The sequence below is a fragment of the Mycobacterium heidelbergense genome, from assembly GCF_010730745.1.
In the GTDB taxonomy this organism is placed as follows: Bacteria; Actinomycetota; Actinomycetes; order Mycobacteriales; family Mycobacteriaceae; genus Mycobacterium; species Mycobacterium heidelbergense.
In genome coordinates, this window is the sequence record NZ_AP022615.1 from 1,290,376 (window position 1) to 1,309,735 (window position 19,360).

Genomic DNA, 19,360 nt, shown 5'->3' on the forward strand with positions numbered 1-19,360 from the left:
ATAGCGGCCCTCGCGACGCGGCTCGCCGCGGCATAGGGTGGTCGCCGTGGCTGAAGCATCCGACGCGACGGAGACACTTGCGAGAGTCCTGGTCGAACACGGCCCACTGCACGAAGACGACATCGCGCAACGACTGCGAGAGAGCGGTGTGGTCGACCCGGACGATGTGCTGGACGAGATACTCGACGAAATGATTTGTCCGGCAAGACAGTTGGTTGACGATCGGTGGGTGTGGCTGCCGGCTGTGCTGGTGGGGCGGGTGTTCACGCACCGGCTCAGCGCAGACGACGCCACCCACGATGTGCTCACCGTGACCCCGGATCTGGACCCGATCACCGCACTCTGTGAGTACGAGCACTACCAACGGCTGGCCGATGGGTCGCCGGTACGGGTGGTGCTGGCCGGATTCGATGACGAACTGCTCGAGCAGCGGGGCATCCCGTTCGAGGCGATCGACTCGCTCGGGGCGCTGCTCCTCGAGCCGGGCACGCTGGCGGGGTTGCGCGTGGCCGAGGGGGACTTGGTCGGAGTGCGGCTGACCGAGCAAGGACTCGTCGTCGAGCGGGTAACGGCCCTGGCGCATTCCACGGTGGGAGCCCGGTTGGCGGCGACGCTCGACGACGACGATCCCGTGTACATCGACGCAGCCGTGTGGACGGCGTGCGCCGAGGAGCCGGAGCTGTTCACCGAGCCGCTGCCGCCCCTGGGTGAGATCGCCGACGACTACGGTCTGGCACGTCGCGGCGAATGGCTCGCACCCGCCGGATTCGACTTCGACCGTTGGCATTTCGAGAGCCGGTGCGCAGCGCTGGCCGAGCAATACGACCTCGATCCCGACGACGCGCTCGTGCTGAACACGCTGATCAACCTCTACGACCAGGTGTCCCTGCTGGTCGAGGCCGTCGACGCGGACGAGCCGCCCGGGGATGTGTTGGCCGCGGAGCCCGAGGACGCGGACGTGCTCGATCTCTTCGGTGAGCTCGGGGCCGCGCTCGCCGACCCGCGACTGGCTGAGCTGCTCTTGGCCGAGACGGTCGGCGAAGGCCGAGACGGTGCCACCGCGCTGAGCCTGTTCACCGAGGTGCTGGAGCCGAAGGTGCCGCGCGCGGCGCAGGTGGCGTGCCGCTGGCTGCGCGCGGTGGCGCTGGAACGGATCGGCGACATCGACGCGGCCGAACGCGAGTTCCTCGCGGCCGAGTCGATGGATCCGGATTGGCCGTTGCCGTTGTTGGATCTGGCCCGTATCGCCTCCGATCGCGGCGACGCCGAGCGCGGGTTGGCGTTGCTGCGCCGCGCCGACGCCGAGCCGGACCACCCGCTGGTGGAGCTGCTGGAGCGGTATCGGACCGCGCCGCGCCGTGACCTTGGCCGAAATCAGCTGTGCTGGTGTGGATCTGGCCGGAAGTACAAGAAATGTCATCTGGGGCGAGAGCAGCTGCCGCTGGCCGAGCGGGCAAGCTGGCTGTACGCGAAGGCCGTCCAGCACGCGCTGCTGGACGGATGGAACGACCAGCTGTTCGAGGTGGGCTACGAACGCTGCCGCTACGTCGACGACACTCCCGATGCGCTGGCGGCGGCGCTGGACGATCCGCTGGTGTTGGACGCGGTGCTGTTCGAGGGCGGTGCGTTCGAGGAGTTCCTGCAGATGCGCGGGTCGCTGCTGCCCGACGACGAACGGCTGCTGGCCGAGCAATGGCTGTTGGTGGAGCGGTCGGTGTTCGAGGTCGGGCGGGTGAAGCCCGGCGAGAGCGTCACCGTGCGCGACGTGCGCACCGGGGACATCCATGAGGTGCGGGAGCGGGCGGCCAGCCGCCAGCTGAAACCCGGGCAGCTGATCTGCGCACGCGTGGTGCCCGCGGGGGACACGGCGCAATTTTTCGGCGGACTGGAACCGGTCGCACTGCAGGAGCGCGACCCGCTGATCGACCTGCTCGACGCGGAACCCGACCCCGTGGCGCTGGTGGCGCAGTTGAGCCGCCGGCTCGCGCCGCCGACGCTGGTCAACGCCGAGGGCGACCCGCTGGCCATCTGCGAGGCCACCGTGGAGATCGGCGACCCGGCCGAGATTGAGGCCGCGCTCGACGACACCTACGACCGGGTCGACGGCGAGGAGCCGCCGCGCTGGCTCGAATACATCACCACCCAGGGCATGCGGCGGATTCGCGCCACCCTGGTTCTCGACGGCGACACCCTGCGGGCGGAAGCCAACAGCGAGGAGCGCATGGACCGCGTGCTGGCCACGCTGGAGCGCCTCGACCCCGCGATGGAGGTGCTCGACGACGTCCGCCAACCGATGCGCGATGCCCGCGAGGCCGCCGAGCTGGCCAAGCAGCTGCCGATCGCCGACGAGGACGCGCTCGCCCCCGACGATCCCGAACTGGCCGCGTTTCTCGACGAGCTCATCCGCGACTACGAAACCAACTGGCTCGACAAACCCCTCCCCGCGCTCGGCGGCCGCACCCCACGCCAGACCGCCGGCGACCCTACCCGCCGCGGCGACCTGGTCAAGCTCCTGGACAGCTTCCCCGCCGGTGGGGCCGCGCGCGGCAGCATGGACGTCGACCGGCTGCGCGCCGCGCTCGGGCTGTAGCGCCACGTTCACGTCGGGGCCGTCGCGCCGATCTCGGCCGCGAACTCGCGAAAGCCGTTGTGGCCGGGTAGCTTTCGCAGGCACTGCGCGGTCAGGTCGCGGGCGGCGTCGGTGTTAGTCACGTCGTTGTGCACACCCGGCTGAGAAGCACACCCATGAACGATGGCCCCCTTCTTTGGGAAGGGGGCCATCGCCGTTGGCGGTCACCGGCTCGCATCGGCGACCTCCAGCGGACTCAGAGCAGCTTGAGGAGGTTGAGGAGCAGCGTCATCACCTGACCTCCGACGTTGTTCAATAGCGACCCGATCTGGCCTGTGGCGTTGCCCACGATCGCCCCGAGAGGCGACAGGGCCGCTGGGACGCCTTGCAGTGCTGTGGCCAATCCACCTAGGCTGGGGAATGTCTGGTTGAATATCTTGCCCAAGTCGGCCGTCGCGGTGTTCCACAAGCTGGTGAGTTGGGTCTGCACCGTGGCACCAAAGGTGGTGAACGCCCCCGGAAGAAGACTCGACGTGTTCTGCCCGGCCTTCGCCCCAATCGACTGCGAGAGCAATGGGGGAACATTGATCCCGAGATCCGAAAGAATATTGCTGCCGATCCCGGGTGGGCCGATTAGCCCGAAGGTTGCAGAGCCTACGATCGGCTGGAACCCGTTGAGGAGGCCGCCGGTGACGTTGGCCGGAGCGTTGACGATCGCGCTCAGCGCACCCACCGGGTCCCCGGCCCGCACCGCGTTGATCACCCCCTGAGCAGCATCGCCAAACGCCGTAGGAACATACGCGGCGACGTAGAAGATCGAAGGCAACACCGCTTGGACTAAGGTGGTCGCCGAGAAAGCCTGTGTGACCAGCTTGCCAAAGTTCGTGGCGATGTCGCCGGGGATCGCCAAAGCGGGGAGGAAACCAAACCCGGCGCTCGTTATAAGGCCGATTTCGAGATTGGTCCAGGCTGCGATCGCTCCGGAGAGGTTCCCCGCGGCGAGGGCGGTCCCCGCGGTGAACATTGTCTTGGCCAGACCACTTGATCCGGCACTTGCCAAACCGTTCCAAAACGCGGTGCCGGCGGAATTGATCGTCGTGGCGAAGATGTTGCCGAAGCCGAGCTCGTTGATCACAACCTGCGACGCCACCGGAAATGGATCCGCGAGCCATTCCTGTCCGAGCACGCCCAGGTTGTTGGCCGTCGTCTGCAGCACGTTGGCCCAGGTGGTGATCGGGTTGACGAAGGCGCCGACAGTGGCTGCGGGCACCGCGGCCGCACTTGCCCCGTTGGCCAGTGAGGCGAGTTCGTTCTCGACCCCGGAGAACAAGTCGAGGGCGCTGCTGGCGTCAGTGAGCGCGATGTCGGACACGCTCACGGTGGGCAGGTGTCGGGCCAAATGTAGGTCGGGTAGGTGCTGGGCTATGGGGCCGGCGGCGATGACAGCGGCGCTGGCCAGGGCGACTCCAGCGGTGATGTGGGGGCGGGCTGCGAGGTCCACGACCATCTCCTTTATACGATTCTGAATAACGACGCGTTAAACGTACCCGTGAAATATGTTTGACGAATTGCAACAATGGAATAGGCAATTAACTGTGGCGATATGAATTAGCAGCAAACCTGGCCCGCAGTACACGGGAAACCATTACCCGACTTAGGCCAAATGGACGGCCTTGGGAAATAATTTATTGGCAGTATTGGGCTAGCGTGACGGAGCGTCCTTGCCGGGCGTCGACAAGGCCACGATTGGAGCGTGTCGATCCGCTCACAACCAGCCAGTTCACTCCCTCAACATGGTGGTGGATTTCACCGAGCGGCACCACAGCAGAATGATGCGAGCGGACGGGGAACCTCGTGCGGCTTGCCTGTTATCGCGACAGCATGAGGAGATCACTGTCGGTGGGTCTAGAGACAACCATGAAGGGTCAGCGCCCGCCAGACCGGGCAGTGCCGATGTGGGCTTGTGGCACAAGCCAATCCGATCACGCCCGGCGGTCCGCAAGGCGCTCATCCGGGATAAGGCCGGCACAGCACACCCACCACCCTCTCGTGGGTGCGCTGTAAAGCAGTGCACACGGAGGTGGCCCCGGTCATGAGGGTGGGGTGATCGCCGAATGGGTCGGCCAACTCCGAGCAGCGGTGGGCCTCGTGGTTGCGGGAGGGCTTTCGTCGCCAGTCGACACCTGGCTGTCGCAGATCAGTTGGGTCGAAGATCGAGGTGCCTCGCGATGTCATCGTGGGTTGTGTGCCGTAGCGCCTTGGCGACGAACACCGGCTGGCTGCGCCCGTGTCAGCACTAAAGCACTATCTCTCAGCAAATACGACTGCGTGCTGTACACCCTGGCGAACAATCGTATTGCCGCGGCAATAGCTATCCAAAGCAACGCGGCGAATGCGGCGCGGTGCACTACCGATAGGTAATATCATTTTTAACTATTTCAGCGACCGTCATGGTTTGCTATGAGACACATACGACGCAGCTACCAAGAGATTCTTAACCCTGCGATAGTTGCGGAGCCACACATTCCTGAAGCGATCGCCCAAAGCCGCTCGAAAACGCCACGGTCTTAAGTTCTTCACGGGTACGTCCAGCTACAGGGCGGCGCCGCAGCGCAGGCCGGACATGGTGGCGTTGGTGAGCCGGACCTGGACGTCGATGAGCTGGCCGACGACGCTCATCGCCGGGCGCTGCGCTCATAGGGGTATCAGTGTTGCCCACCATACCTCGAGTCGGGAAGTGGTGAGTTCGCCTTGGCCGCAACAGCTTTCAGATTTGTACCGTCACGTCGGCGACTCAAATGACAAGCAGCCCTTCCGCAGTCGTCACGCAAAGGGACGTTCAACAGCGGATGCTGGCATTGGCATTGCCGTCCGGACAGCGTCCGGACAAATGCTATGCTCGACTGGTGAGTGATCGTGCCATCAAACCCCGGCGTCATCGGCTGGAGGTCCGCGTTACCCAAGAGCAGGACGCGCTCATCCGTCAGGCGGCAGACCTCGAGGACACCACAGTCACGGCATTCGTGCTCGATACCGTCACCTCGCGGGCGAAGCGCGTAGTGAAGCAACACCACGATTTGGTGTTATCTAACCGGGCGTTCGACCGATTCATCGCCGAGCTCGACAAACCGGCCCAGCCCGTGCCGGAGCTGGTCGACCTGTTCAAGAACAACCCGAAGCTTCGCGAGGCGTGACCCGCGCCCCGCGACGCCCGCTCGAACGGCTCAATGCCCACCACGACGTCAGCACCTTCGACTCGGGAAGCGAGGTGCTCGACCAGTGGCTTCGCCGCCACGCACTGGCAGCACAACGCATGGACTCGGCTCGGACGTTCGTCGTCACTCGAAGTGGACGCGTCGTCGGCTACTTCAGCCTGACCATGGGCTCAGTACTTCGAGCCGAGGCTCCTGCAAAGCTCGTTCGCGGCATGCCGGCGTATCCGGTCGGCATGGTGTTGCTGGCCAGGCTGGCAGTCGACCGGTCAGAGCAGGGAAAGGGCATTGGCGCAACGCTTCTCGCCGAGGCACTGCGGAAGGCAGTCGCTGCCGGGGAGGTCGCTGCGGCACGCATTGTCGTGGCCGACGCTATCGACGAAATAGCGGCGGCGTTTTACGAGCGATACGGTTTCGTCCGAGTTCCCGAGCATCCGCTTCGGCTCTATAGGCGTATCAAAGACGTTCGTGCCAGCCTTGATTCGTCCGACGTCGACGTGCCGACCAAGGAAGTGGGCGCCGGGCTGGGGCTCACCTGTCGCGTCAGATTGTTATGACCTCAACGCCTGGCATCGCAGAGTAGTCGCTGCCCTGGGTCACGATCGGAATGCCATGCGCCACGGCAGTTGCCGCAATCCAACTGTCGTTGATCGGTGCTCGCAGGTTGGCGGCGCGCAGCTTGGATACCAGCAATGCCCACGCTTCGGAGACCGTCTCGTCGATGCTCAGTGGTTCGAACCGCTGAGCAAGCTGGTATGTGGAGAGCCGGCGTGCGGCGGTGTCCGGGCCACTGGCTTGCAGGACACCCAGCCGCAGCTCACCCAGTGTGATCACCGAGACGCCCCATTCGTATTCGGTAAATCGGTCGTCGTCGAATCGTGCCGCCTCGATCCCGATGAAGATGGACGTGTCGGCGAGGGCCCGCCGAACCGTCACCACGACACGTCGTCCGTGGTCTGTGTCAGCGTCTCCGGCAGTTCCTCGCTGAGGTTGGTGGTATCGGGACCCAGGCGCATGAGTTCGCCGATTACCTCCGCTGCCGGTAGCCATTGGCGGCGCCGTGTGAGTGGGACTATGCGCGCCACAGGACGATTGTCCTTGAGCACCTCGATCTCCTCGCCTGCCGCAACTCGCCGCAGCACCTCAGCGGTGCGGTTACGGAGATCGCGGGCGGGTATCGTAGCAGCCATGCTACGAGCGTAGCGGATACTGGGCGTTATTCGGCGAGGACGGCAGCCCATCGCCAGTCGGCGCTGGCGGCAGCCAGTCGCCGCCGGATCGGCTGCAGTGTTGCAGAAAAAGCATGGCCGTCGTCGAGCGCACGACCAACCCTCTTAAATGCTCCCCATGTGTCACATCGGTCACTGGCCGGCCGGCATACGACGATGCGCCCGCCTCACAGCGACAGCCAATCGCGCGTGTCGCTACGAGGCGGGCAACAAAGTAGGTGCCTCCGAAGCCGAGACGCACGTGACACATGTGATCACCACGAGGTGTCCGACGTGGCCGCCCTGCCTTGCGGGCCACCATATAGCAGCGACGGTTGCTGCGGTTTACTTCCTCTGAATGAGGTGGCACACCAGCCTATTTCGCGGCCCGCACACTGTTCAGCGATGCTCAGCACCAAGATTGGATCATGCCGAGCGACTCGGAAAACTTGCGGTCTCGCTACGCCCGCTGGGCGGCCACGAACAAGTTCCCCGGCACGGTGTCCTCGACCTCTTTGGCCGCGCCGCGGCCATAGCCGGCCATCAGCTCGAGTGACGGCGTCACCGTCACGTCCCAGCCGTGCCTGCGGAACCAGTCGCCGACGTCTTCGCGCTCCTCGAAGTACCACAGCTCGTCGGTCCTGGGAACCTCCCGGTCCGGGTCCAGGTCGGCCATCAACGCGCGAATCCGCTCCATCCGCTCGCGACGCCTGGCGCGAAACTCGGGGTCGAGAAACTTTGGTCCCAGCGCCTCCACGGCGACCCTGCTGCCGGCAGCGGTCAGCCCGTGAATGCGGTCGAACAGCAACTCCTGGGCGGCGGCCGGCAGATACGGCATCAGCCCCTCGGCCGACCAGACGCTCGGCGCCGAGGCATCAAAACCCGCCTGCCGCAACGCCGTTGGCCAGTCCTGGCGCAGGTCCACCGGGACGGCGACCCGATTGCAGGCGGGCTGCGCCCCGTGCTCGGCCAACGTCGACGATTTGAACTCCAGCACCCTGGGCTGGTCGAGCTCGTAGACCGTTATGCCGTCGGGCCAAGCCAGCCGCCACGCGCGCGAGTCCAGGCCCGCCGCCAGGATCACCGCCTGGCGAATGCCCGCGCCGGTCGCGTCGAGGAAGAACCGGTCGAAAAACGCTGTCCGCGAAGCCATATAGCCGACCATCGCCTTCATCTGCAGCGCCAACTCGGGTTCGGCCTCGAGTAACTCGGGAGCCAGCGTCGAAGCCGAATACCAATTCCACACCCCGTCGCCGGCGGCGTCGAGGAAGACCTGCGCGAACGGGTCACTGATCAAAGGATTCTCACTTCGGGTCTCCGCCGCCCGGGCCGACGCCACCCCCAGCGCCGTCGCCCCCACGCTCTCGGTGATCTCCCAGGTGTCGTTGTCGGTTCTGGCCACGTTCAGTTCCTCTCCGCTGCCACGAACAAGGTCCGCGGGGCGGCGTCGTCGATGCCCTGCGGAGGCCTGCGGTCGTAGCCGGCCATCAGCTCCTCCGCCGGGGTCACCGCCACGTCCCAGCCGTGGCGACGAAACCAGTCACCCACGTCTTCGCGCTCCTCGAAGTACCACAGGTCCTGGACGTCGGGGATGTCGCGCTGCGGCTCCAGTTTGGCCATCAGGTCGCGCACCCGCTGCATCGTCTCGCGCTGCTTCGCGCGGGCGCCCTCGTCGAGGAAGTCCGCGCCGGGCGCCTCCACGGCGATCCGACTGCCGGGAATGCCCAGCGAATGAACCCGCTCGAAGAGCAGCTCCTGGGCGGCCGCGGGCAGGAACGGCAACAGCCCCTCGGCCGACCAGACGCTGCGCGCCGAGGCGTCAAACCCGGCCTGCCGCAACGCCGCAGGCCAGTCGTGACGCAGGTCCACCGGGACGTGCACCAGGTTGCACGTCGGCTCCGCCCCGTTCTCCCGCAGGGTCGACAACTTCCATTCCAACACCCTGGGCTGGTCCAGTTCGTAGACCGTGGTGCCATCCGGCCAGGGCAGCCGCCACGCACGCGAGTCCAGGCCCGCCGCCAAGATCACCACCTGGTGCGCGCCCCCGCGAACCGCATCGAGGAAGAACGCGTCGAAGAACGCCGTCCGCGCGGCCATGTAGTCGACCATGCCCTGCATCCGCGGCTTGAGGTCGGGCTCGGCCTCGGCGATCTGGGCGGGCAGGTTGGGAGCCGCGAACCAGCTCCACATGCCCTCCCCGGCGGCGTGCAGGAACACCCGCGCGAACGGGTCGCTGATCAGCGGGTCCTCGCTGTCGGTTTCCGCGGCGCGGGCCGCCGCGACGCCCAATGCCGTCGCGCCCACGCTCTCGGTGATCTCCCAGCTGTCGTTGTCGGTTCGGGCCACGCTGATGTCCTCCAATTTTCGCTAGCACGACTACCTAGTCGACCCTACGCGCGCCGCCTGTGCGGGAGCTGTCGTGGAATCGGGTATCCGGTTAACTTGTCGGCGAGCCAGCAAGCAGGATTAGCCAGGGTGCCGAGCCGACAAGGATCTGAGCCATGCGAGTTGACGGGCACGAAATCAGCGTGTCGGGCGACTTGTTGCAACCGCTGACCCGTCGCACCAACGATGTCCTGCGGCTCGGCGCCACGGTGGCCTTCTTCGCGATCGTGATCGCCGGTTCGTTGATCACCCGCCCGCAGTGGGTCGCGCTGGAGCGATCGATATCGGAGATCGTAGGGGTGCTGCCCCCCACCCAGTCCGACCTCGTGTACTTGGCGTACGGCATCGCGATCCTGGCGCTGCCCTTCGCGATCCTCATCGGTCTGATCGCCGGCCGGCAATGGAAACTGCTCGGCGCCTACGCGGCCGCGGGCGTGCTCGCGGTTCTGCCCCTCTCGATCGGCGGCAACGGCATCTCCGCGCCCCGCTGGCACTTCGAACTCACCGACCGGCCCCAAACCGTGTTGGCCCAGATCCTGGACGACCCGCGGTGGATCGCGATGCTCGCGGCGGTGCTGACCGTGTCGGGTCCCTGGCTGCCCGCGCGCTGGCGGCATTGGTGGTGGGCGCTGCTGCTGGCCTTCGTGCCGATCCACCTGTTCGTCAGCGCGATAGTCCCCGCGCGCTCCCTGCTGGGCCTGGGGGTCGGGTGGCTCGTGGGCGCGCTGGTCGTCCTAGTCGTCGGCACCCCCGCCCTCGAGGTGCCGCTGGACGGTGCGGTGCGCGCGATGGCCAAACGCGGGTGCGTCGTCTCCGCGCTCCGAGTGGTCCGGCCCGCCGGCCCTGGACCGCTGGTCCTTTCAGCCGTGTGCGGGGACTCCGAATCGGCCCTGATCGAGTTGTACGGCCCGCATCAGCGCAGCGGCGGCGCACTGCTCCAGCTCTGGCGGAAGCTGCGGCTGCGGGGCAGCGAGACCGCGCCCCTGGTGGCCTCGATGCGCCGCGCCGTGGAACATCGCGCACTGATGGCGATCGCCTTCGGCGAGGCGGGCCTCGCCAACACCTCGACGATCGCCGTTGCCCCCCTCGACCGGGGATGGATGGTGTACGCGCACAGGCCCGTTCGGGGAGTTGCGCTCGGCGAGTGCGCGACGACGACGCCAGTCGCCAGGGCGTGGGAATCGCTGCGAATCCTCAACGACCGCCAGATCTCCCACGGCGACCTGCGTGGCACCGAGATCACGGTCGACGACGGCACGGTGTTGTTCGGCGGATTCGGCAACGCCGAGTACGGCGCCGCCGACACTCAACTCCAATCCGACATCGCTCAACTCCTGGTGACGACGTCGGCGCTATACGGCGCGCAGTCCGCGGTGGGCGCGGCGATCGACGCGTTCGGCAAAGACGCCGTCCTGACCGCCTCCCGCCGGCTCACGAAATCGGCTGTGCCGAAACAAATCCAGCAATCGGTAGCCGATGCCGGTGCGGTCATTTCCGGCGCCCGCGCGGAGGTGAAGCGTCAAACCGGCGCGGACCAAATCCAAACCGAGACGATCACCCGGTTCACCCGCCGGCAGGTCATTCAACTCGTGCTGCTCGTCGCGCTGGTCTATGTCGCGTATCCGTTCATCAGCACCGCGCCGACGTTCTTCTCCGAGTTGAGGACCGCGCACTGGTGGTGGGCGCTGCTGGGCCTGGCGGTATCGGCGCTGACCTATGTCGGCGCCGCGGCGGCGTTGTGGGCCTGCGCCGACGGGTCGGTGGCCTTCTGGAAGCTGTCAGTGGCCCAGGTGGCCAACACTTTTGCGGCGACCACCACCCCGGCCGGCGTCGGCGGGCTCGCGCTCAGCACCCGTTTCCTGCAGAAGAGCGGCCTGTCCGCGCTGCGCGCCACCGCGGCGGTGGCGATACAGCAATCGGTTCAGGTGATCGTGCACATCGTGCTGCTGATCCTGTTCAGCACCGTCGCGGGCGCGTCGATGGACCTCTCGCACTTCGTCCCCAATGCCACCGTGCTGTACCTGATCGGCGGTGTGGCGCTGGGCATCGTCGGCACCTTCCTGCTGGTGCCCAGGCTGCGGCGCTGGCTGGCGACGGACGTGCGTCCGAGGCTGAAGGAGGTGTCCGGCGACCTCATCGAGCTTGCCCGCGAGCCCCGACGTCTGGGCCTGATCCTATTGGGCGCTGCCGGAACGACTTTGGGCGCCGCGTTGGCGCTGTGGGCCAGCGTCCAGGCCTTCGGCGGCGGCGCCACGTTTGTCACGTGCACGGTCGTGACGATGGTCGGCGGCACGCTGGCCTCGGCCGCGCCCACACCCGGCGGCGTCGGCGCCGTCGAGGCGGCGCTGATCGGTGGCCTGGCCGCCTTCGGCATACCCGCGGCCGTCGGGGTGCCAGCGGTTCTGCTGTATCGGGTGCTCACCTGCTGGCTGCCCGTGTTCATCGGCTGGCCGGTGATGCGGTGGCTGACGAACAACGACATGATCTGAGCCGGTTAGGGTTCGGCGGGCTCGGCCTCGGCGACGACGAGGACGACCGACGTCCTGACACTCTCGCCCACCGTGGTGGCGAGAAAGACCGGGTAATACTCCTCGGACACCGACTGCGCCACCTTGATCGTGACGTCCACCGCGGCCGATCCGTCGGAGCCGAACTGCCCGGTCACCGGTGTCACCGTGATCCCCGCGTCGTAGGACATGCCGGTGATGGTGTAGTCGCCGACGCCGTCGATCATCCGTTGCGCGTCGAGTCTCACGGTGCCGGAGCGTCCCGGCGCGATCGTGACGACGGGCCGCGAAACGTTAACGGTCACCGCCGAACTGCCCGCGCCGAACGACGGGGGCGCGGAGGACTCGGCCGTGCCCCACGCCTTGTTGGGGTACGCGGCGAGGGAGAACCTGACCTCGCCGCCGGTGCGGATGATCGACTCCGGCAGCCACGTGCGATCGGTGGGCAGGCCGTCGATGCTCAGGCCGCTGATGTACCTCAGGTGGTGCGGTCCCGATGCGCCCGAGGCGGAGATCCGAATGAATTTGCCGTCCGGAAGGGTGATTACGGCGCGATCGAACAGCGGTGTGCTCACGGTGAGGATCGGCGTTCCCGGGGTGCTCGGGTACAGGCCGAGGGCGGCCCACACGTACCAGCTGGACAGCGCCCCGAGATCGTCGTTGCCCGGCGCGCCGTCGGGCGTCGGGCCGAAGAGCCCACGCACCCGGTCGACCGTGTGCTGAGTCTTCCACGGTTGACCGAGGTAGTTGTACAGCCACGGCACCCCGAATCCCGGCTCGTTACCGGCCCAGAGGTAGGGCTCGTTGGGGCCCACGTTGAGGTTCTTGGTGAAGCGGTCGAGCCGGTCGGCCACGGCGGTGCGGCCGCCGAGGGCGGTCGCCAGGCCCGCGACGTTGTGCGGCACCCACCAGACGTACTGTTCGGCGTTGCCCTCGTCGTATCCGTCCTGGCCGAAAGTCGAAGGGTTGTCGACGAATCCGGGGCCGTCACGGAAGAAGCCCATCGCGCTGCGGGGCGAGATGTAGCGGGTGCCGGGATTGAACAGGTTCTGCCAGTACTGCGCCCGGTTCTGGAACGCTGCGGCGGTCGCGGTGTCGCCGAGCGAATCGGCGAACCGGGAGATGGCGAAGTCGTCGACCGACCACTCGAGCGTGATGGAGGCGTCGGGAATCCAGCCGTTCGTGGCGAACTCCGATGTATGGGGGGCATAGCCCAGCGACAGGTAGGTGGCGATCCCGGGCCGCTCCACGTAGCCGTCCCGCCCGGCACCGCCTTTCGTCGCCGCGTCCACCATGTGGCGCAATGCGGTGTGGACGTCAAAGTCCTTGGCTCCGTAGGCGAATAGATTCACGATGAGCGGCACCACGCTGTCCCCGCTCATTTCCCCGGTCGCCGAATTCGCGAGAGCCCAGCGCGGAAACGATCCGCTTTGCTCGGCGTCGTTGACGAGCGATTGGGCCATGTCGCTGGCCTGCTTCGGGAACAGCAGCCCCTGCAGGGCCGCCAGGCTGCGGTAGGTGTCCCAGTCGGAGAAGTTGGTGTATTGGGTATGCCCCTTTTCCACCGTGTGGATCACGCCATCGAATCCGATGTAGCGCCCGTCGGCGTCGTTGAAGGTGTTGGGGTGCAGCAGTGACCGGTACAGCGAGGTGTAGAAGGTCTCCAGATCGCCAATGTTCCTGCCCGCCACCGCGATACATGACAGCGTGGCGTTCCATTGCGACAGCGCGGCGGTCCGCGCGTCATCGAAGCTCGCCCCTCCCTCGGCCGCCAGGTTGGCCCGCGCCCCGTCGATACCCACGTAGGAGATCGCGGTGCGCACCTCGACCACCGAGCCGGCCGGGAACTCCACGTAGCCACCGCCGAACGGCGAGGCCGCGCTCCGGGCGCCGGCGTAGACCGAGTAGCCATCCCAGGCGCCGTAGGAGGTGAACGGCCGGCTGAACTTCATGGCGAAATACACGGTGTAGGTGTTGGTCTTGCTGCAGAACCCACCGCTAGTCGCCCATCCGGTGATCGTGGTGTTGTCCTCACCGATCTGGATGGTCGCCCGGGAATTGCCGGCGAGCGACGCGCCGGAGCGGACGTGGAACAGGGCGGGCCGCCCGTTGTGCGGATAGCGGAACCGGCCGATGCCGGTGCGGGTGGTCGCGGTGAGTTCGGCGGTCACTCCGGTGCCGGGGAACCGCACGGTGTAGTAGCCGGGCATGCCCTGTTCGGCGTCGTCGTGGGCGATCTCTTCCCATGCGTTCCACGGCTGGGAGCCGATTCCGGTGGTGGTCGGCAGCATCGAGATGTCACCGAACGCGGCGCAGCCCACCGAGGCGTGGGTCATGCTGAACCCGGTGGAGCGTGAGTTGTCGTAGTTGTAGCCCGAGTAATTGCCAACGGTGTCCGGCGAGTACTGCACCATTCCGAACGGCACGGAGGCGCCGGGGAAGTTGTTGATCTCCCCCACCGTCTCGCCTCCCGTCCCGGTGCCGATGAGCGTGTCGACGTGGTCGACGGGGTTGGTGACGAGCTCCGGCTCGCCGTCGTAAGCGATCGGCGGAGCCGCCGCAACGACGGCCAAGAAGACGGCCACGATCGCGATGATCGCCCCAACCGCGATGAGGGTCCGCCGTGACCGCATATGTGTCTCTTACTGCATAACCGAGTTATTTGGGGGACAAACCGCAGTCGAGAACAGAGCCAATAGTTTCCGAATTCGACTAGCAACGTTTTGCGTGACTTCGGTTAGTCTCATTCCGGCGTGGCTGGCGCTGGTACCGGCCCAATTTTCGGGAGACTTGATCGATGAAACACTTGATAGCAGCAACCATTGCCGTGGCGCTGGGTCTGGCGGTGGTGGGTTGCGGCTCCAACAACAAGACATCGCCGTCGACATCAACGAGCACATCGGCGTCGACGTCCGCCTCGGCCTCGGCGACCTCCGCGACCACCGCGGCGCCGGGCGCGCAGGCCAACAAGACCATCGCCGACTACGTCCGCGAGAACCACATCACCGAGACTCCCGTCCATCACGGCGATCCCGGCCCCAACGTCGATCTGCCGGTGCCCGCGGGCTGGCAGCTCAACCAGAACTCCGGAACGTCTTATGGCGGAATCGTTTTGGCGCAGCCGGCCGATCCCGCCGATCCGCCTACCATCTCGGCGCTGTATTCGAAACTCACCGGCGACGTCGACCCGGCGAAGATCATCCAGTACGCCCCCGGCGAGCTGCTGGATCTCCCCGGCTATCAGGGCTCCGGTAGCGGCCAGGCGTCGACGCTCGGAGGCTTTCAGGCCTGGCAGTTGAGCGGGACATACCAAAGGGACGGCAAGACACGCGCCGTAGCGCAGAAGACGGTGGTGATCCCCAGCCAGGGCGCGGTATTCGTGCTCCAGCTCAACGCCGACTCGCTGCAGAGCGATCAGGGCCCGTTGATGGACGCCACCAACGTCATCGACGACCAGACGACCATCACCCCCTGACCCGCGACCACGGACGGATCGCGCCACCTCCTGAGCGCTGCGCCGGTGAAGTCGCTACACCGCGACGCCCATTTGGTCTTACGGTGTGTGTCATGACAGATCAGTCGTATGCGATAGACGTCGGGCACCCACCCTCGGCACTGCTTCGTGTCGTCAACCCGGTGCTGGGCCTCCTCCTGCGCACTCCGCTCGCCGGCCCGGCGCGCAAGCAGTTGATGGTGCTGAGCTTCACGGGACGAAAGACGGCGCGGCCGTACTCAATCCCGGTGAGCGCCCACGTGATCGACAACGATCTCTATGCGCTGACCGGCGCCCCGTGGAAGCAGAACTTCCGCGACGGCGCGCCCGCTCAAGTGGTCTACGACGGCAAGACCACCGCCATGCACGGCGAGCTCATCCGCGACCACGCCGTCGTCTCCGACCTGTATCACCGCTGCGCCCAGTCCTATGGCGCGCAACGCGCCCAGCGGATGATCGGGTTGAAATTCCGCGACCGGCGGATACCGACGCTCGACGAGTTCGCCGAAGCGGTGGACCGGCTTCACCTGGTGGCGATCCGGTTCACCCCAGCCGGGTAGCACCCGATATCACCGACCGCGCCAGGACCAGCCGTAGAGCGAATTGGATTGCACGAAAAGGTGTTTCATGACGAGCAACAGTTGCTCTACCCTTCCCTGCCTGCGGCTCGAGGCTCCTAAGCCTAAGAAGCCCACCCCAGCCCCCACGCACCAACCTCACCCCGCGCGGCGTTCACTGGCCATGCCGATCCGTATCGGAAACCAAGCGAGGCCATCGCGTGTCGCGGATTCATCGACCAAGCACCGACCGCGGGTGGGCGTCGGCTTCTGAATTCGGAAGCCAGGAACGCCCGGAAACGGATGGCGGCTTTTCGTTGGCGTCCTGCCGTCTGACAATCGAACGGTTGCAGGATTGCTGGCCGTTGCGACGCACCTTGCTGCTTTACCGCAGCAGGCGGACCCGGATGGGCAGGTCGAGCTGGGACCAGGCGCGATCGGCGGTCAGTACCTCGGCGGGCGTGCTGCGCACTGTCAAGGCGAGGCAGCAGCGATCGCCCAACGACAACCCACGTCCGCCGGACAGGGATCGCATTGCCCCGGCCAGTTCGGCATCGCCTTCGGTCAACGGCTCGATCGTGACGCCGGCGGCGACGAGCAATTCACGGACCGGGCGAGCATCGAGGCCGACATCAACCAGCTTGCCAATGACTTCGGCGAGGTTCGCTGCGCCCAGCAACGCAGAATTTAGTTCGGTTGCGACCAGGTCGGCGCCGGGCTCGTCGTGAACGAGTGCCAGCACCGCAGACGCATCCAGGACTGTCACTCGGCCTCAGCGGCCAGGCGCCGCTCGGCAAGCAACTCCTCGACAAGCGAGCGGTCCTTCGCCAGTCCGGCTCCCAGGGCACGGAGCTCAGCCACGGCGTCCTGCGGCCGTTCGAGCACCAACCGCCGACCGCTCACATGCAGGTGCACGCGATCGCCGGGAGCCAGGCCCAACGCGATCCGGATGTCCGCCGGGATCACCAGCCGACCTTGCTTACCCAACACCAATGTGGCATCCATAGCCCAACCATGCCACACATTGGCATGGGGTGCCACGAGGTTGCGCTGAAGGAACCGCGGATAGCGCAACGGCACCGGCCGACGGCAAGCGCCTCGAACATCGGCTAGGCGGCGATGCGGTCGCCGGCGCTCGGCCGGCAAGAAGTCGCTCACCGACATGGCCCCGCGCCCGCGGCCGCACGGGTTCGGCTGATCACCGGCCGCTCGAACCCGGCGTCACCCACCGCCCGGCGCACCGCCTCGCCGACCGCTTCCGCCCGGTCGGCCGGCACCAGGGCGATCACACAGCCACCGAAGCCGCCGCCGGTCATCCGCGCTCCCAGCGCGCCCGCGCGAACGGCGGTATCGGCGATCAGGTCGATGTGCTCGGTGGTGATTTCGAAATCGTCGCGCATGGACGCATGTGAGGCGGTCAGGAGGCCACCGGCCGCAGTGAAGTCCGAATCATTCAGTGCGGCAACAAAATCGAGCACTCGACGATTCTCGGTCAGCACGTGGCGAGCGCGACGGGCGTCGACCGGGTCGGCCACCGCGCTCAATACCGAGGGCCCGCGGTCCTGCACCTCACGCAGTGACGCGGCCCCGAGATCCGCGGCCGCCCGCTCGCACGACGCGCGCCGCGCCGCGTAGTTGCCGCCGGCGTGACGGTGCGGTGCCCGCGAGTCGATCAGCAGCAGCGCAACGTTCTGAGCGTCCGGGTCGAAGGCCACCGGCGCGACGGTGAGGTCACGGAAGTCGATCAGCAGCGCCGTCGACGGCTCCCCGAACAGGGAGGCCAGCTGGTCGAGCAAACCCGTTGGGGCGCCGACATAGTCGTTTTCGGCGCGCTGGGCCAACCGCGCCCGCTCTTTGGCGTCGATGCGCGCGCCGGCGGCCGACGCGATCGCGCCCAGCACCGCGCATTCCAGCGCCGCCGAGGAGGACAGGCCCGAGCCCATCGGCACGTCGCTGGTGATCGACATCGCGCCGCCAGGCACCGCGTGGCCGGCCTGGCGCAGCGCCCACATCACCCCGGCCACGTAGCCGGCCCAGCCGGTCACGCCGCCCGGCGCGGTGTCGAGCGGGATGCGCACCGGGCCGTCCGCGCGATCGCTGCCCACGGTGATGGCGTCGTCGCCGTCGGGGGTGAAGGTCGCCACGGTGCGCTGCGGGAGCGCGATCGGCAGCGCGAATCCCAGGTTGTAGTCGGTGTGCTCGCCGATCAGGTTGATCCGCCCGGGCGCGGCGTAGCGGACGGTCATCCGAGTTCTCGCAGCCGCCGGGCCACGCTTTCGGGTGTGACGTCGCTGATGAACGCGTCCATCGCAGACTCGGAGGCCGCCAGGTACTTGAGCTTGGTGGCGCTGCGCCGGATCGACATCAACTCGACGTGGAAGTAGCCGTCGGCCTGGGCCTCGGTGCCGGCGTACTGGTGCAGCGCCGAAATGTAGGGAAGCGGAGCCGAATACATGCGGTCGAACCGGCCCAGCACGTCGAGATACACCCGCGCGAACCCGTCGAGCTCGTCCTCGTCGAGCTCAAGGAGGTTGTGCACGAACCTGTTTGGGTAGATGTGCACCTCGACGGGCCAGCGCGCGGCGAACGGCACGAACGCCGTGAACAAGTCGGTGCGCGCGACGACGCGACCGCCGTCGGCGACCTCGCGCGCCAGCAGGTCGGCAAAGAGGTTGCGGCCATACAGCTTTCGATGTTCGCGCGCCTGCCCTAGCATGGCGGCGGTCCGCGGCGTCAGATAGGGGTAGCCGTAGATCTGACCGTGCGGGTGGGTGAGCGTCACCCCGATTTCCTCGCCGCGGTTTTCGAAGCAGAACACCTGCTCGATGCCCGGCGCGGCCATCAGGTCGGCGGTGCGGTGCCGCCACGCGTCGACGACCAGCCGGGCGTGCGCCGGTTCCAGCTCCGCGAACGACCCGGTGTGGTCGCTGGAAAAACAGATCACCTCGCAGCGGCCATACCCCGGGGCGGACACGAAGCCGTCACCCGCGGACGTCAGCTCACCGGCGCCGGCCAGGCTCGGGAACCGGTTCTCGAAGACGACGACGTCGTAGCCGGGGGCGGGCACCTCGCTGGTCAGGCCGGTCGGGCCGGGACACAGCGGGCACTGGTCAGCGGGCGGCTTGTAGGTGCGGTCCTGGCGCAGCGCCGCGATGATCACCCACTGCCCCGTCGACCGGTCGAACCGCAACTGCGACTGGCCGGGTTCTCGCTCCGGCAGCGGTCTGCGGTCTTCGACCGGTGCCGGGCGGTGGCCGGGCAGCGCGAAGAACAGCAGGTCACGGCCGTCGGCCAGCTTCGCCCGCGTCGGCGCTGTCACGATGTCGAAGACTAGCTTGGAGATGTGCTGCCCGCCCGCGAGGAGACACAGAATCGCACGCGCGGCGGCCGGACAGTGCGAGTCTGCGTCTCACTCGAAAATGTGGTGAC

Annotated in this window: 16 protein-coding genes; 6 read left to right on the forward strand and 10 right to left on the reverse strand. The window is 66.9% G+C overall.

Annotated elements, in window-relative coordinates; genetic code table 11:
• Positions 1-46 precede the first annotated feature (46 nt).
• A complete protein-coding gene (locus tag G6N25_RS06175) occupies positions 47-2,590 on the forward strand; it encodes an SEC-C metal-binding domain-containing protein (RefSeq protein ID WP_083074034.1) in 2,544 nt (847 codons plus the stop codon).
• A 235-nt stretch (positions 2,591-2,825) separates the two neighbouring features.
• On the opposite strand, the gene G6N25_RS06180 is transcribed toward G6N25_RS06175, so the two are convergent.
• Positions 2,826-3,947 carry a hypothetical protein gene (locus tag G6N25_RS06180; protein WP_142272621.1) on the reverse strand — a complete coding sequence of 374 codons (1,122 nt, stop codon included), beginning with the start codon at positions 3,945-3,947 and terminating at the stop codon, positions 2,826-2,828.
• Positions 3,948-5,367: 1,420 nt separating this feature from the next.
• On the opposite strand from G6N25_RS06180, the gene G6N25_RS06185 reads away from it, so the two are divergent.
• Positions 5,368-5,763 (forward strand): type II toxin-antitoxin system TacA family antitoxin, encoded by a 396-nt coding sequence (locus G6N25_RS06185; protein ID WP_083074010.1) that lies wholly within the window; start codon positions 5,368-5,370, stop codon positions 5,761-5,763.
• Positions 5,760-6,338, forward strand: coding sequence for a GNAT family N-acetyltransferase (locus G6N25_RS06190; protein WP_083074011.1), 579 nt, complete (start codon positions 5,760-5,762; stop codon positions 6,336-6,338). Before G6N25_RS06185 ends, G6N25_RS06190 begins: the two co-directional genes overlap by 4 nt.
• On the opposite strand, the gene G6N25_RS06195 is transcribed toward G6N25_RS06190, so the two are convergent.
• The 4 genes from G6N25_RS06195 to G6N25_RS06210 all read right to left on the reverse strand — a co-directional run bounded on the left by G6N25_RS06195 (position 6,325) and on the right by G6N25_RS06210 (position 9,335).
• Positions 6,325-6,717, reverse strand: coding sequence for a type II toxin-antitoxin system VapC family toxin (locus G6N25_RS06195; RefSeq protein ID WP_083074035.1), 393 nt, complete (start codon positions 6,715-6,717; stop codon positions 6,325-6,327). The two genes, G6N25_RS06190 and G6N25_RS06195, sit on opposite strands and share 14 nt — an antisense overlap.
• On the reverse strand, positions 6,714-6,971 hold the full coding sequence (locus G6N25_RS06200; protein ID WP_083074012.1) for a type II toxin-antitoxin system Phd/YefM family antitoxin: 258 nt from the start codon (positions 6,969-6,971) through the stop codon (positions 6,714-6,716). Before G6N25_RS06200 ends, G6N25_RS06195 begins: the two co-directional genes overlap by 4 nt.
• Positions 6,972-7,449: 478 nt before the next feature.
• Entirely contained in the window at positions 7,450-8,391 is a 942-nt protein-coding gene (locus G6N25_RS06205; RefSeq protein WP_083074013.1) for a class I SAM-dependent methyltransferase, read from the reverse strand.
• Positions 8,392-8,393: 2 nt separating this feature from the next.
• Positions 8,394-9,335, reverse strand: a complete 942-nt coding sequence (locus G6N25_RS06210) for a class I SAM-dependent methyltransferase (RefSeq protein ID WP_083074036.1) — start codon at positions 9,333-9,335, stop codon at positions 8,394-8,396.
• 155 nt (positions 9,336-9,490) lie between these two features.
• Between G6N25_RS06210 and G6N25_RS06215 the strand changes: the two genes are divergently transcribed.
• The gene (locus G6N25_RS06215) at positions 9,491-11,863 is read left to right on the forward strand and encodes a lysylphosphatidylglycerol synthase transmembrane domain-containing protein (RefSeq protein ID WP_083074014.1); all 2,373 of its coding nucleotides are present in this window, start codon (positions 9,491-9,493) and stop codon (positions 11,861-11,863) included.
• Between the two features lie 5 nt (positions 11,864-11,868).
• Here the strand turns inward: G6N25_RS06215 and G6N25_RS06220 are convergent, their stop codons facing one another.
• On the reverse strand, positions 11,869-14,514 hold the full coding sequence (locus tag G6N25_RS06220; RefSeq protein ID WP_083074015.1) for a GH92 family glycosyl hydrolase: 2,646 nt from the start codon (positions 14,512-14,514) through the stop codon (positions 11,869-11,871).
• Positions 14,515-14,678: 164 nt separating this feature from the next.
• Between G6N25_RS06220 and G6N25_RS06225 the strand changes: the two genes are divergently transcribed.
• Positions 14,679-15,356 (forward strand): LpqN/LpqT family lipoprotein, encoded by a 678-nt coding sequence (locus G6N25_RS06225; protein WP_083074016.1) that lies wholly within the window; start codon positions 14,679-14,681, stop codon positions 15,354-15,356.
• Between the two features lie 92 nt (positions 15,357-15,448).
• Entirely contained in the window at positions 15,449-15,934 is a 486-nt protein-coding gene (locus tag G6N25_RS06230) for a hypothetical protein (RefSeq protein WP_083074017.1), read from the forward strand.
• A 382-nt stretch (positions 15,935-16,316) separates the two neighbouring features.
• Here G6N25_RS06230 and G6N25_RS06235 read toward each other — a convergent pair whose 3' ends face one another.
• From G6N25_RS06235 to galT, 4 genes are all read right to left on the reverse strand, one after another.
• Complete coding sequence (locus G6N25_RS06235; protein WP_083074018.1) at positions 16,317-16,697, reverse strand: type II toxin-antitoxin system VapC family toxin; 381 nt, start codon at positions 16,695-16,697, stop codon at positions 16,317-16,319.
• Positions 16,694-16,936 (reverse strand): AbrB/MazE/SpoVT family DNA-binding domain-containing protein, encoded by a 243-nt coding sequence (locus G6N25_RS06240; RefSeq protein ID WP_197745670.1) that lies wholly within the window; start codon positions 16,934-16,936, stop codon positions 16,694-16,696. Before G6N25_RS06240 ends, G6N25_RS06235 begins: the two co-directional genes overlap by 4 nt.
• A gap of 149 nt (positions 16,937-17,085) precedes the next feature.
• Positions 17,086-18,177 (reverse strand): galactokinase, encoded by a 1,092-nt coding sequence (locus G6N25_RS06245; RefSeq protein WP_083074019.1) that lies wholly within the window; start codon positions 18,175-18,177, stop codon positions 17,086-17,088.
• Positions 18,174-19,250, reverse strand: a complete 1,077-nt coding sequence (gene galT, locus G6N25_RS06250) for a galactose-1-phosphate uridylyltransferase (RefSeq protein ID WP_179961652.1) — start codon at positions 19,248-19,250, stop codon at positions 18,174-18,176. Before galT ends, G6N25_RS06245 begins: the two co-directional genes overlap by 4 nt.
• Between the last annotated feature and the right edge of the window lie 110 nt (positions 19,251-19,360).

Coding starts and splice junctions, on each gene's coding strand:
- G6N25_RS06185 (WP_083074010.1), top strand. CDS start 5,368: ATGACAAGCAGCCCTTCCGCAGTCGTCACGCAAAGGGACGTTCAACAG.
- G6N25_RS06200 (WP_083074012.1), bottom strand. CDS start 6,971: ATGGCTGCTACGATACCCGCCCGCGATCTCCGTAACCGCACCGCTGAG.
- G6N25_RS06215 (WP_083074014.1), top strand. CDS start 9,491: ATGCGAGTTGACGGGCACGAAATCAGCGTGTCGGGCGACTTGTTGCAA.
- G6N25_RS06220 (WP_083074015.1), bottom strand. CDS start 14,514: ATGCGGTCACGGCGGACCCTCATCGCGGTTGGGGCGATCATCGCGATC.
- G6N25_RS06225 (WP_083074016.1), top strand. CDS start 14,679: ATGAAACACTTGATAGCAGCAACCATTGCCGTGGCGCTGGGTCTGGCG.
- G6N25_RS06230 (WP_083074017.1), top strand. CDS start 15,449: ATGACAGATCAGTCGTATGCGATAGACGTCGGGCACCCACCCTCGGCA.
- G6N25_RS06240 (WP_197745670.1), bottom strand. CDS start 16,936: ATGGATGCCACATTGGTGTTGGGTAAGCAAGGTCGGCTGGTGATCCCG.
- G6N25_RS06245 (WP_083074019.1), bottom strand. CDS start 18,177: ATGACCGTCCGCTACGCCGCGCCCGGGCGGATCAACCTGATCGGCGAG.